The sequence below is a fragment of the Glycocaulis alkaliphilus genome (assembly GCF_004000605.1).
Taxonomy (GTDB): Bacteria; Pseudomonadota; Alphaproteobacteria; order Caulobacterales; family Maricaulaceae; genus Glycocaulis; species Glycocaulis alkaliphilus.
Genome location: NZ_CP018911.1, coordinates 1,317,706 through 1,331,065, shown reverse-complemented (window position 1 = coordinate 1,331,065; position 13,360 = coordinate 1,317,706). Strand labels below are relative to the sequence as shown.

12 protein-coding genes and 1 tRNA gene are annotated in these 13,360 nt (G+C 63.6%); 5 read left to right on the top strand and 8 right to left on the bottom strand.

Annotation, left to right across the window (positions count from 1 at the left end; all coding sequences use genetic code 11):
- Positions 1-43: 43 nt before the first annotated feature.
- From X907_RS06340 to X907_RS06325, 4 genes are all read left to right on the top strand, one after another.
- Positions 44-883 carry an enoyl-CoA hydratase-related protein gene (locus X907_RS06340; protein ID WP_127566337.1) on the top strand — a complete coding sequence of 280 codons (840 nt, stop codon included), beginning with the start codon at positions 44-46 and terminating at the stop codon, positions 881-883.
- A gap of 28 nt (positions 884-911) precedes the next feature.
- Positions 912-2,759 carry a DUF885 domain-containing protein gene (locus tag X907_RS06335; RefSeq protein WP_127566335.1) on the top strand — a complete coding sequence of 616 codons (1,848 nt, stop codon included), beginning with the start codon at positions 912-914 and terminating at the stop codon, positions 2,757-2,759.
- A gap of 370 nt (positions 2,760-3,129) precedes the next feature.
- Positions 3,130-4,863 carry a patatin-like phospholipase family protein gene (locus X907_RS06330; RefSeq protein WP_127566332.1) on the top strand — a complete coding sequence of 578 codons (1,734 nt, stop codon included), beginning with the start codon at positions 3,130-3,132 and terminating at the stop codon, positions 4,861-4,863.
- Positions 4,864-5,363: 500 nt separating this feature from the next.
- A complete protein-coding gene (locus X907_RS06325; RefSeq protein WP_127566330.1) occupies positions 5,364-6,383 on the top strand; it encodes a DDE-type integrase/transposase/recombinase in 1,020 nt (339 codons plus the stop codon).
- Between the two features lie 17 nt (positions 6,384-6,400).
- Here the strand turns inward: X907_RS06325 and X907_RS06320 are convergent, their stop codons facing one another.
- The 5 genes from X907_RS06320 to X907_RS06300 all read right to left on the bottom strand — a co-directional run bounded on the left by X907_RS06320 (position 6,401) and on the right by X907_RS06300 (position 10,841).
- Complete coding sequence (locus X907_RS06320) at positions 6,401-7,573, bottom strand: isovaleryl-CoA dehydrogenase (RefSeq protein WP_127566328.1); 1,173 nt, start codon at positions 7,571-7,573, stop codon at positions 6,401-6,403.
- A gap of 48 nt (positions 7,574-7,621) precedes the next feature.
- Entirely contained in the window at positions 7,622-9,154 is a 1,533-nt protein-coding gene (locus X907_RS06315) for a lysozyme (RefSeq protein WP_127566326.1), read from the bottom strand.
- Between the two features lie 64 nt (positions 9,155-9,218).
- Positions 9,219-10,217, bottom strand: a complete 999-nt coding sequence (locus X907_RS06310) for a Kelch repeat-containing protein (RefSeq protein ID WP_127566324.1) — start codon at positions 10,215-10,217, stop codon at positions 9,219-9,221.
- Positions 10,218-10,413: 196 nt separating this feature from the next.
- Positions 10,414-10,498, bottom strand: a tRNA-Leu gene (locus X907_RS06305).
- Positions 10,499-10,595: 97 nt separating this feature from the next.
- On the bottom strand, positions 10,596-10,841 hold the full coding sequence (locus X907_RS06300) for a FliM/FliN family flagellar motor switch protein (protein ID WP_127566322.1): 246 nt from the start codon (positions 10,839-10,841) through the stop codon (positions 10,596-10,598).
- A 102-nt stretch (positions 10,842-10,943) separates the two neighbouring features.
- Here X907_RS06300 and lipB point away from each other — a divergent pair, with 102 nt between their 5' ends.
- Entirely contained in the window at positions 10,944-11,624 is a 681-nt protein-coding gene (gene lipB / locus X907_RS06295; protein ID WP_127566320.1) for a lipoyl(octanoyl) transferase LipB, read from the top strand.
- A 162-nt stretch (positions 11,625-11,786) separates the two neighbouring features.
- On the opposite strand, the gene X907_RS06290 is transcribed toward lipB, so the two are convergent.
- The 3 genes from X907_RS06290 to X907_RS06280 all read right to left on the bottom strand — a co-directional run bounded on the left by X907_RS06290 (position 11,787) and on the right by X907_RS06280 (position 13,292).
- Positions 11,787-12,308, bottom strand: coding sequence for a hypothetical protein (locus tag X907_RS06290; protein ID WP_127566318.1), 522 nt, complete (start codon positions 12,306-12,308; stop codon positions 11,787-11,789).
- Positions 12,309-12,444: 136 nt separating this feature from the next.
- The gene (locus X907_RS06285) at positions 12,445-12,747 is read right to left on the bottom strand and encodes a DUF4282 domain-containing protein (protein ID WP_127566315.1); all 303 of its coding nucleotides are present in this window, start codon (positions 12,745-12,747) and stop codon (positions 12,445-12,447) included.
- 155 nt (positions 12,748-12,902) lie between these two features.
- Positions 12,903-13,292 carry a DUF805 domain-containing protein gene (locus X907_RS06280; RefSeq protein ID WP_127566313.1) on the bottom strand — a complete coding sequence of 130 codons (390 nt, stop codon included), beginning with the start codon at positions 13,290-13,292 and terminating at the stop codon, positions 12,903-12,905.
- Positions 13,293-13,360: the final 68 nt, after the last annotated feature.

Below are 13,360 nucleotides of genomic sequence, written 5' to 3'. Positions count from 1 at the left end.
CGGTCTAGAGTGACGCCCTCACCTTGTGACCGGGAGCGCGCCCATGAGTTATTCCAGCTTCGCCCTGTCGTCAGACGGGCCGATTGCCCGCCTGACGCTGAACCGTCCTGACAAGCGCAACACGATGACGCCCGCCTTCTGGCGCGAGCTGCCCGATGCGGTGAATGCGCTGTCGGACGCAGGTGAGACACGGGTGCTGATTCTCGATGCTGAAGGCCCGGTCTTTACCGCCGGGATGGACATTTCGGTGTTCTCTGACCCGAACGCGCTGACCACCGATACCGCCGCCACGCGCGAAGCCTTCATGTGCGCCGCCATGTCCTTGCAGGATGCATTCACGGCGTTCGAGCGCGCCCGCTTTCCGGTCATCGCCGCCATGCAGGGGCCGTGCGTCGGCGGCGGGGTGGACATGGTGACGGCGTGTGATCTGCGTTACGCCACGAAAGACGCCTGGCTGCGCATCGAGGAGACCAATATCGGCATGATGGCCGATGTCGGCACGCTGCAGCGCCTGCCGCGCCTGATCCCCCCCGGTATCGCACTGGAGCTGGCCTATACGGGCGAAACACTTGCCCCTGAGCGCGCCTATGCGCTGGGCCTTCTCAATGGCGTGCTGCCCGACGAAGCGGCCCTCAAGGCGCAGGTGGACGCAGTGGCAGCCCGCATCGCCAGCCGCCCGCCTTTGACGATTGCGGGCATCAAGAAATCCCATCTCTATTCGCGCGATCACACGGTGGCAGACAGTCTCGAACATGTGATGACACTGCAGGCTTCCATCTGGAATCCCCATGATATTGTCGAGGCGATGGCCGCCCGGTCTGAAAAGCGCGAGGGCAATTTCACGCCGCTCGCGCCGGTCAAAAGGCTGGGCCGCGACACCTGAAAGACAAGAACCGGGGAGTTCAAAACTCATGACCAGCACACTTCGCCAGCGCCTGTCCGGCGCCGCCATGACGGCTATTCTTCTGTCGGCTCCGATGGTGGCGGCTCCTGCCTTTGCCAGCATCGCCGCGCAGGACGCCGCCGCCGAGCAGAGCGAAACCGAGCGCCTGAACGCCTGGTTTGAACAGATCGAGCAGGAAGACCTCGACCGCAGCCCGCTGATGAAGGCCTATCGCGGCATTATCGATGAGGATTACGGCCAGTGGGGCGATTTCAGCAATGAATTTGCCGAAGAGAGCTTCCAGATCAGCGAAGACCGGCTGGCCCATATGCGCGGGAATTTCGACTTCGACGCGCTGGACCCGTCAGCCCAGCTCAGCTGGCGCCTGTTTGAATACGGTCAGGAGAATGCAAGGGCCAACCATCCCTTCCGCCGCCACGGCTATGTCTTCCACCAGATGAGCGGCATGCATGCCAATATCCCGGTATTCCTGACCACCATTCACCGCATCAACTCGCTGGAAACCGCCGAGGCCTGGGTCTCCCGTGCAGGCAGCGTGGACGAGGTGATGAACACGCTGATCGACGAGGCCGAGGCCCGTTTCGAGATGGGCATCCAGCCGCCGCGCTGGATGTATGACTACATCATCGAGACCGCGCAGAACGTCATTTCCGGCGCGCCGTTCGAGGGTGAAGGCGATAATATCGTCTGGGAAAGCTATGAGCGGAATATCAACCAGATAGATATCAGCGCCGAAGACCGCCTGCGCCTGCTCAATGAAGGCCGCACGGCACTTGAAAGCTGGGTAGCCCCTTATGAGCGCCTGATCTCGGTGATGACCGCCCAGCGCGAAAGCGCAGCCGCCGGTGACGGCGTATGGCGCCTGCCCGAGGGCGACGCCTTCTACAATGCGCGCCTGGCCAATTTCACCACCACAGACCTGAGCGCGCAGGACATCCACGATCTGGGCGTGGAGAATGTGGAGCGCATCCATCGCGAGATGGAAGCCATCATGGCGGAAGTGGAATTTGACGGCAGCCTGCAGGAGTTCTTCGTGTTCATGCGCGAGGATCCGCAATTCTACTATCCCAACACCGATGAAGGCCGTCAGGCCTATCTTGATGAGGCCACCGCCATCATCGAGCGCATGAATGAGCGCCTGCCCGAATACTTCATCACCCTGCCCGAACACGCGCTGGAAGTGCGCCGGGTGGAGCCCTTCCGCGAGGCGTCCGCCGGCAAGGCCTTCTATTCGCGCCCGGCAGCCGACGGTTCGCGCCCCGGCATCTACTACGCAAACCTGCGCGATATGGCCGACATGCCGATCTACCAGATGGAGGCGCTGGCCTATCACGAGGGCAATCCCGGCCACCATATGCAGCTCGCCATCATGACCGATCTGGAGGACGTACCCGCCTTCCGCCGGTTTGGCGGCTATACCGCCTATACCGAAGGCTGGGGCCTCTATACCGAGTATCTGCCGCTGGAAATGGGCTTCTATGAAGACCCGTATTCCAACTTTGGCCGCCTCGCGATGGAGCTGTGGCGCGCCGCCCGCCTCGTCGTCGATACCGGGCTGCACTACAAGCAATGGTCCCGCGAACAGGCCATCGAGTATCTCGTCGAGAACACGCCCAACTCGCGCGGGGACGCCATCAACGCCATCGAGCGCTATATCGTCATGCCGGGCCAGGCGACCGCCTACATGATCGGCATGCTGGAAATCCTCGCATTGCGCGAGCGGGCCGAGACAGCGCTTGGCGATGATTTTGACATCCGCATGTTCCACGAGGTGGTCTTGCGCGATGGCGCCGTGCCGCTGGCCATCCTTGAAGAGCTGATCGATGAATGGATCGCCGAGGTTCAGGCGGGCTAGGGGCCACGCGCTCCTCGTCAGTCCGGGATGAACGGGAGCCCGGCCCACTCCGATGTCCTCCCCCGTTTACGGGGGGAGACACCCACTCTCGTCATGCCCGCACAGGCGGGCATCCAGAGTTTGACCAGCAATGGCCCTGCGCAAACGGCTCTGGGTTCCCGCCTGCGCGGGAACGACGAAGTGTTGAAGGCCAGCGCTATAGCGGCAAGCCCTTAAGGCTTCTGGAATGACGAACGCCGAAGGCATGGGGCCGGAGAACGCCATCCGCAAACACGGGTGTTCGTTCGTGCGGACTCATGAGCCTATCTTGGGCGGTATCTGGACGATAACCGGGTAGCGCGCTACGCAACCCGGCAGGGGCGCAACCATTATGGATATGAAGCTTGGCTTTCTTCCCTTCCTGAACCGGCTTGAGAAAGCCGCGCTGAAGGCTGTCGAGGCCGAGGTGGAATGGTTCTGCCTGCCCGCCGGTCAGACCCTGTTTGAAGCCGGCGATCCGGCTGATGCCTTCTATCTGGTGCGCTCCGGCGCGCTGGCGGCCTTCCGCACCGGCGCGGACGGACGCCCCGAACTCGTCGGCCATATCCGCGCTGGCGAGCCGATTGGCGAAATGGCGCTGGTCGAGGACCGGCCCCATTCGGCCAATATCTATGCGCTGCGCGATAGCGAGCTGATCCGCCTGCCCAAGGCCGCGTTCGAGAAGCTGACCCGGCGCCATGCCAGCCTGATGCGCGAGCTGGCGCGCATGATGCTGTTCCGCCTGCGCGGCGGCACGCTGCGTTCCAAGGCCGAGCCGCGCGTATTTGCGCTGGTTTCCACCTCGCCGACCATTGATCTCGCCTTGCGCTCACGCCAGCTGAAAGACGCGCTCGCGGCGCTGGGGCGCAGCTGCACGATCATCGGCGAGGAAGGCGATGTGATACCGCCCTCACAGCTAGATGAGGCCGAACGCACCGGCGACATTGTCATCCTCACCGCCCGCCTGAATGACGTGTCCTGGGCGCGTCAGGCGGTTGGCCGGGCTGACCGCGTCTGGCTGCTGGCGCGCGGCGACGCCAGACCCTCTTTGCCCATCCTGCCTGAAGACCCCTCACCGGCTGCCAAGCTGCGCCTGATCGATGTCGTGCTGCTGCATCATGGCGGCAGCCGTAGCGTCGCCACACCGCAGGAATGGATGGACGCCGCCGAGGCCGCGCGCTGCTTCCACTGGCGCCAGTTCGAGGAGCGCGACGTGGCCCATCTGGCGCGCACCATGGCGGGATGCTCGGTGGGGCTGGTCCTGTCTGGCGGCGGCAGCCGCGCCTATGCCCATATCGGCGCGATCCAGGCCTTCCGCGATCACGGTATCGAGTTCGACTTTGTGGCCGGCACCTCCATGGGCGCGATCATCGCCGCCGGTGTCGCCATGGGGTGGAGCAATGACGAGATCGATACCCGCATCCGCAAGGCGTTTGTGGAATCCAGCCCCCTGAACGACTGGACCCTGCCGGTGGTTAGCCTGGTGCGCGGCAAGGAGGTGGAAAAGCGCCTCGCCGAGCATTTCGGCGATGTCGACATTGCCGATCTGCACCGGCCCTTCTTCTGCGTGTCCTCAAACCTGACCGATGGCGCGGTGCGCATCCACCGGACAGGCCGCCTGCGTGATGCCTTGCGCGCTTCTCTGGCGATTCCTGGGCTTTTGCCGCCCGTGATCGATGGCGAGAACGTGCTGGTGGACGGGGCGGTGTTCAACAACTTCCCCATCAAGGAACTCAAATCGAGCCATCGCGGCGCGAATATCGGTGTGGATGTGACGCGCAACCGCGCCATCAACCCGAAGGATTTCATCAATCCGCCGGGCTTTTTCGGCTGGGCGATGCGCCATGGCCTGTCTGATCCGCCGCCCATCGCCTCGCTATTGATGCGCGCGGCCACCGCCGCCACGCTGGATGAACACGCCGAAACGCGCGAGGCAGCCGACATGCTCGTCCTGCCCGACATAGAGATGGATTTGCGCGAATGGCGCCGATACGACGACGCCATCGTCGCCGGGTACGACAGCACGATTGCCATGCTCAACAGCGCTGATCACCGGCTTATGGCGCGGCTGAAACCGGGGGAGTAGGGGGTAAGGGCCAGACTCCCCACACCAATCGTCATCCCCGCGCAGGCGGGAACGACGAAAAGGGAAATGCCCATTTCCCTCGTCATTCCAGAAAGCGCTTTAGCGCTTATCTGGAACCCAAAGTGTTTTAGTTCCGGAACGCATCCGCGTTGCGATGTTCCGCGAATACCCGCCTGCGCGGGGACAGGCAGTCGCGGGCGCGAAGGCCCGTCCCCGGCCTGATCGGGGATCGCGCTTTTCAGGCCGCTTCGTGATCTGTCTTATATCCCGCTTGCCTCTCCACCGGGTCCCCGGCCCCAGAGCCGGGGTCCATTTTTCAGCCACCGGGCTTGTCCATGGGTCCCCCGTCGGGGCGGGGACCCCGGTTGGACCAGCGGGGCAGTAAATGGCGCGAAGCCCGGCCTGCCCCCGCGGAGGTGTTTCATCTCGTTTGATTGTTTGGATACCGCTTCGGTGTCTGCGGGTGTAGAGTATGTGCGGTCCAGACTGGGAGGCCGGTGATGGAGTTGCGTCTTCATGCCAATGCCCGCACGACGCCGGCGACACGGCGTTACATCCAGACCTGTGGCAAGCCGGTTGCTGTGCTGTCGGCCGAGCTGGGGGTGTCAGAGACTACGATAAGACGCTGGCGGGCGCGCAGCGAAGTGGCTGACCGCCCGCATGTGCCCCATACGCTGAAGACCTCTATGAGCGGCGTGGAGGAAGCGCTGGCTGTCGAGCTGCGCTGTCATGTGGGCCTGTCGCTGGATGATGCGCTGGAGGTGATGCGGCGCTGTGTGAAGCCGGACCTGTCACGCGCGGCCCTGCACCGCTGCTGGCGCCGTCATGGCATCTCGGCCCGGCCCGTGCAGGCGCGTGCGCGCACCGGCGTGTTCGAGACCGGCCAGCCCGCCGGGTTCATCCATGTCGATGTGAAGCACCTGACACGCCTGAACCGGCAGCCCGCCTATGCCTTCATCGCCATCGACCGGGCCACGCGCTTCGTCCATCTGGACATCTTCAACACGCGCAGCGCAGCCAACGCCGCCGCCTTCTTCGAGCGCTTCCTGGAAAGCTTCCCGCTGAAGGTCCACACCGTCCTGTCCGATAACGGATCAGAGTTCACAGACCGGTTCGCCGTCGACAAGAAGGGCAAGCCCGAAGACCGTCCCAGCGGTACCCATGCCTTCGACCGGGTCTGCGCCGCCCACGGTGTCAAACACCGGCTCACACGCCCCTTCCGTCCGCAGACCAACGGTATGGCAGAACGCTTCAACCGCCGCCTGCAGGAACATCTCGACGCCCACCCGCCAAACGGACGCAATCAGGGCCGCAACTGCTTCGACACGCACGAGCAGCGCAACGCCTATATCCGAAACTTCGTCCAAAACTATAACCGCACACGCCTGCGATGCCTCGGCTATCAAAGCCCGCTCGAAATCCTCAACAATCTCACGGAACACAACACGGAGGCGGGGGATGGGCTGAGCATCAAAACAAAAGCTGGGTTCCGGGTCTCGCCAAAAGCTCGCCCGGAATGACGAAGTATAGGAAGGCTCTAAGCGCTCTCGCCAAACAATTCCCGGCCGATCAGCCAGCGGCGGATTTCGCTGGTGCCAGCGCCGATCTCGTAGAGCTTGGCATCGCGCAAGAGGCGCCCGGTCGGGTATTCGTTGATATAGCCATTCCCGCCGAGAATCTGGATGGCGTCCAGCGCGCACTGCGTGGCGGCCTCAGCAGCAAAGAGGATCGCGCCAGCGGCGTCCTTGCGGGTCGTCTTGCCCGCATCACAGGCTTGCGCCACGGCATACACATAGGCGCGCGACGCGTTCATGCGGGTGTACATGTCGGCAATCTTGCCCTGTACCAGCTGGAACTCGCCAATGGATTTGCCGAACTGCTTGCGCTCGTGGATGTAGGGCATGACCACATCCATGCAGGCCTGCATGATGCCGACCGGCCCGGCAGAGAGCACGGCGCGCTCATAATCGAGCCCGCTCATCAGCACGCGCACGCCCTGGCCGATGCCGCCGAGCACGTTCTCTTCGGGTACTTCGCAGTCTTCAAACACCAGCTCGCCGGTTTCAGAGCCGCGCATGCCCAGCTTGTCGAGCTTCTGGGCGACGGAGAAACCCTTCATGTCCTTCTCGATCAGGAAGGCGGTGATGCCTTTGGAGCCGCCATTGGGATCGGTCTTGGCATAGACCACCAGCACGTCGGCGCTCGGCCCGTTGGTGATCCACATTTTCGAGCCATTGAGGACGTAGCGATCGCCCTTCTTTTCAGCTTTCAGGCGCATGGAAACGACGTCAGAGCCTGCGCCCGGCTCGCTCATGGCGAGCGCGCCGACATGCTCGCCGGAGACGAGTTTGGGCAGGTATTTCTCCCGCTGCGCGTCACTGCCATTGAGCTTGATCTGGTTGACGCACAGGTTTGAGTGCGCGCCGTAGGAAAGGCCCACCGAAGCAGACGCGCGGGAGATTTCCTCCATCGCGATCACATGCTCGAGATAGCCAAGGCCCGAACCGCCATATTCCTCGCCGACGGTAATGCCCAGAAGGCCCAGCTCGCCCATCCCGCGCCAGAGATGATGCGGGAACTCGTCCTTCACATCGATCTCGGCCGCCAAAGGCGCGATATTGTCGGAAGCAAAGCTGCGCACGGTGTCGCGCAGCATCTCTGCGGTCTCCCCCAGGGGGAATTCCAGCGTCGGGTATTGGTTCGATATCATGGCAGGCGAGATACCACGCCCGCCATTACGGTCAAGCTCCGGCTGTCTTTATTCCGCTGTTGGCGGGGTGAGTTGGTTCGCCGTATCAGCGCTTTCAGCTGAGGCTTTGGGCTCGCTCTTGCGGGTGAGGAGTATCCAGCCAGAGGTGATGGTCAGCGCAATGCCCATGGCCGCTGCCACCGGCCCCAGAAGGCCAAAATCGACGATCTCCGGATCAGAGCCCCGCTCGATAATCGTCCACAGGCCAAAGCCCGTCATCGCCACACCGACAGCCAGGTTCGCGGCGAACAGCCATGTGCCGCTGCCGGCCTGTTTTGAGGGCAGTGCCGGACCGGGTCCGGCCTGCGGCAGTTCGGGTGCCGGAGCCGCACTGCCCATGAGCACGCCGGGATGGATTTCATCCGCGTCAGCGGTCTCGTCTTCCTCAGGCATGTCGGCCGGGCGGCCTACGGCCTGCACCTCGCCGGAAAAGCCTGCGCTGGGGGCAGGCGCATCAGCGCTGATAGTGCCGGGCTGAGCGGCCTGGGGCACAGCCGGCGTGACCGGCACCGCAATATCGGTACGGGTGATCGTTACTGACGATATGGCCGCATAGACCGGGACCGGGCCAACCTTGTAACGGGGCTGCTCCGGTTCGGTTTGCGCTGCGGGCTGCACTTCGGCTGCCGCCGGGCTTTCCGGCTCGGCGCGGCTCATGAAGCTGAAACCCAGACGGGCATCGCCGCGCACGGGCTCAGACTCCGCTTCCGGCTGGTCAGCAGGGTGCGCCGGAACAGCCAGCGTCTCGGCCATTTGCGCATTCATGCGCGCAATGACGCTGCCGGTCGGATCATCCATCCCGCCGGGCGCAAGCGCCGGTGCCGGAGCGGGCGATTCCTCTTCAGCCGGTTCGGCGGCCGCTTCAGGCTCAGGCTCGGGCTCGGGTTCCGGCTCAGGTTCAGCTACGGGCTGAACTTCAGCTTCCGGCTCCGCTTGCGCTTCATCTTCCAACACCATGCCGCCCGGCTCTGGCGGATCGACAAATTCGAGCTCCAGATCGACAAGCGGGCCGATGCGCGGCGCGGCCTCTGCAGGCTCCGGCGCGGGTTCGGGCGCAGGCTCGGCGGCCGGGGCCGGTTCGGCCTGCTCCTGCACACCGCGCAGATAGAGCGCCTTCTCGGCAGCGCGGCGGCGCACCAGGCGCTCGGAGACGACCAGACGGCCATCTTCCTCGGCGCGCACCCAGGTTTCCAGCGCGGCCGCGGCTTCCAGATGACGGCCGTCACGGGCGAGGCGCGCCACGTCCGACACCTTGAATGCACCCGCACCGATGGAGCAGGCAAAGGAGACCAGCGCGTCGCGGACAGCGCCGGGCAGGTCCTCGCCCACCGCCTTGCCGATGGCCTGTTCGGCCTGGATCACATCATAGAGAAGCAGCAGTTCGGCATCTTCACGGCTGATGCGCGCGCCTTCCCTGGCCGCTGCCGTGTGGCCGTAGCCCAGCGCCCAGCGCCGTCCACGGCGCAGCGCGTCGCCCAGGAAGGGTTCATGGGTCTTGATGAGTTCGCGCGCGGCGCGGCTGGATTTCAAGCGCGGCTTCATAAGTGTCCCGTTCCGAAACGCCCGTCAGGGGCCTTTGCGGTATCGTTGCAAATTGGTTGCCGCGCTACTGGCTGCGTCCCAGAACGTCCACAGTGGCGAGCGCGGTGAAGGGCGCGAACACGCCGCCGCCGACGCCGCCCCCGATCAGAAACACGGCGCCGTCCAGCACCGCAGCCGCCGCCTCGGTGCGCGCGGCTGTCAGCGCGCCTCCAGCCTGCCAGCTGCGCGCGTCCGGCGCGGCGGTGAACACGGTGTCATGGGTGGAGCGCAGATCGTCCCCGCGTCCGCCCAGCGCCAGTACGCGCGATCCGTCAAAGACCAGGGCATGACCGGCCCGCGCCTGCGGCAGGTCCGGGCCGCGCCGCCACTGGCGCGCATCGATATTGTATATGTCCACGCGGGCAACCGCGCGACGGTTCACAATCCCGCCAGTCACCCAGATTTCGCCATTGACCAGCGTGATGCCGGCATCGCGGCGGCGCAGGTCTGATGGTGCTTCCAGGGCGGCCCATTCGCTTGTCTCGATGTCGAAGACGAAAATGCCGCCCGGCTCTTCAGTGCCGCCTACGGCATACAGCCGGCCCTCATGGGCCACCATGGCAAAGGCCGCGCGCGGCGCGGGCATGGGCGTCTCGCTCTGCCAGACATCGGTTTCCGGGTCATAGGACCACATCTCCGCAATCGGCTCGCGGCCCGATTCCGAACCGTATCCGCCGGCCGCCCAGATGCGCCCGTCAGCGGCAGCAAGGCCAAAGCGCTCCAGCCCTTCAGGCAGGGGGGAGAGAGGCCGCCAGCGATTGATCTCGCTGTCATAGACCTCGAAATTGTCGCGCGGAGTGACGCGCCCTGCCCCGCCTGCGGCATAGATCTGATCATCCAGCGTGACGGCAGCCAGACCGGCGCGGGCGCTTTCCAGCTCCGGCCCGCTCTGCCAGCCCGCATGCAGGGAAAGCCCGCTGCTGGCACCGTCCTGTGCGTTTGCAGCGGACATCAGGGCAGACGGGCCTGTGACAGCAAGCGCGCCCGCAATCACAAGCGTGGAAAGGCAGACAATACGGCGCAAGAAGCACCCTCCAGCACAGCGAACAACCAGACCTTAAGCCTCCCCTCGCCGGAAGGCAGGATTATGGCGGCAAGCCTACTGTGTGCAGCCCGGCAAGGCGAGGCTTGAGGTGATGTCAGCAGCGCAAAAATGAAAACACCCGGCCCGCGACATGCGAACCGGGTGGTTTTTCATATCTCTCCCGCAGGAGAGAAAATGGTGCGGCCGAGAAGACTCGAACTTCCACGGGTTGCCCCACAGCGACCTCAACGCTGCGCGTCTACCAGTTCCGCCACGGCCGCAAACTGGGAGACGGGCGTTTAGCAAGACCCAAGAGGAAAGGAAAGCCCTTCACTGCGCGAGCGCGCTCTATTTTCGCGCGCACGCCGAAAGCTCCTATCAGGCGGCGAAATAGTCGTGAACGTCAGCCGCTTCGGTGATCGACACGGCGATATGATCGCCCTGTATGACGATCTCGCCGCGCGCGATGGGATGGTTATTGGCCAGAATCCACACTTCTTCATGCTCGGCGGCATCAAGGGGAATCACCGCGCCGCGTCCCATCCGCAAGAATTGCTGGATGGGCAGGCGCGAGCGGCCCAGAAGAACCGCAATTTCAATCTGCACAGCGCCGAGCTGACTCATAAGATGATGATACCTTGTCCCGCGTTTTCCCGCCGCACACCCTCACTTGAAAGCGGCGCGTTTACACACGATGTTCCGGGCCGGTTTCCGAGGCGTTAAGCAATGCAACAAAAACCAGCCGGATGGGCAGTTTCTGCAGCCCCGGTCGATTATGACGCCGCCGTTGCGGCGATGGAGGCGCGCGTGGCCGCCATTCATCGCGGCGAGGCGGGCGAGCTGATCTGGCTATTGGAGCACCCTGCCCTCTACACTGCGGGCACCAGCGCGGACGCGTCAGACCTGCGCGAGCCGGAGAAATTTCCGGTCTACCGTTCCGGCCGGGGCGGTGAATACACCTATCACGGGCCGGGCCAGCGCGTGGCCTATGTGATGATGGATTTGCGGGAACGCGGCCGCGATGCGCGCCAGTTCGTCAACAATCTCGAAGACTGGATTATCGGCGCGCTGGATCGATTCAATGTGAAGGGCGAAAAGCGCTGCGACCGAATTGGCGTGTGGGTGGACCGCACAGCCATGGGTGGCCCGCCGCGCGAGGACAAGATTGCCGCGATCGGCATCCGCCTGCGCCGCTGGATCTCGTTTCACGGCATCGCGCTGAATGTCGAGCCGGACCTTTCCCATTTTGGTGGAATAGTCCCGTGCGGCATCACCAATCCATCCTTTGGCGTCACCAGCCTGACCGATCTGGGCCTGCCCGTGACCATGGACGATGCAGACTTTGCGCTGAAATCAGCGTTCGTGGAGATTTTCGGCGGGGTGGAGGACGAAGCACCGCCGGTTTGAGGGGGGCAACGATAACGTTTTCTCCCCCCGTTCACGGGGGGAGTGGTCCGAAGGACCGAGGGGGGATTTAAAACAGAAAAGGTTCCCCCCTCCGTCAGCTGCGCTGACACCTCCCCCGTAAACGGGGGAGGAAACCCGTTCGCAGCCTCTGGAAAACCACCCTCACCCCTTGCGGGGCATGCGCGCAAACCAGAAGCCGATGGCAAACACGGTCAGCCAGAAGGCGATGGCGGACGGCCAGTCGCCAGCGGAAAACGCCGCGAGCGTATCGGCCTCGTTCTCGATCATCAGCTGCTGGAAACCGGCGATGAGCTCATCGTCCTGACCGGCGGCCTGCACCTGCGCGGGGTCGTTGATGTCCACGCCCTGCGCTTCGAGATAGTCCATGAAGCCCGGCAGGATGGCGACCGTCACCGCGATGATGGCGACAATCGCCTTGACCGCCACACCCGCGGCCAGCGGCACGATCACCAGCGGGCCCTGGCGTCCGGCATCGCGCAGCCGGTTGATATGAAGCGCGGCAAGGCAGAACAGGATCAGCAGCCAGGCAAACATGGCCAGCCCCGCATCGAGCAGGGTCAGGCGCAGCGCGTCGGCAAAAGCGATAAATCCCAGCCCCAGCCAGAACGTGTCCGCGTCAGCGCGCGTATCGGGCAGGAAAAATGCACGGAAGTTGATCGGCACAAGGGGGCTCCGGGACGGGGGAAAGCGTGTTTCGGGCCGCTTCTAGCCCAAGCCGGGAACGGGCGGAAGAGAAACGGGCGCGGGTTTGGCACCCGCGCCCGCTGCGATCACGTGATGAAACCGGCCGATGGCCGGTTCACGATGCGGATGAGCCGGTTTTGTCGCGGATTTCACCGAGGCGGTCATGGATGGAGAAGATCACGATGTAGAGTTCCATCAGGAAACGCCAGAACAGAACGCCGATCGCACCACCGATCGGGGCAAGCAGGAACATGCCGATTCCGACCATGAAGTTCTGGGTAATCATGGCGAGCCCGCTTACCATGCCCACCAGAACATAAATCGCGATGCCCACCATGCCGATCCAGTAAAGTATCTTGATGAGCGTCGTGGCGATAAGCTTGTCGAAACTAACGAACCGCTTGATAAATTCCGGCATTTCTAGCCTCCCAATGCCTGCTGAAATACAATCGCCAAAACGCTCCAGCGATTCTTCTGAAAAGTCCCGGAATTTCCGTCACTTCGTTATTCCACACGAGAACGGGCGCGAGGATCACCCCGCGCCCGCAAAATTCACCTCAGCAGAGGTATTGGCTAGCCGCCGGTCACGGCATCGGCAGCAGCCGCCACAACGCCTTTCGGATTAGGGCCGTGCTGGTTCACACCCGGCTGGCTGTCCGAGACGTAGAAGATGATCAGCACGATGAAGCCGACCAGCGGCACCAGGCTGATCAGAATCCACCAGCCCGAACGTCCGGTGTCGTGCAGACGGCGCACAGCCACCGCGAGTGAGGGCAGGAAGCTGGCGAGGGCAAAAATGCCCGACAGCGCCGGGAAGCCGATAACGCTCAGATCGATGGCGTAAAGCACGCTATAGGCAATGAGGTAAAAGAGGAAAAACCACCAATACTCACTGCGGCGGGCGCGCCCTTGAAAGCCAACATAGTTGGAATAGACCGATTTTACGGCGTCCATGAAATTCATGTCTTAGTCCCTCCGGGAAGTGGTCAAAACAAGCCGGATCGGCACGCAGAGGCTCGAGGGGGCCAGGT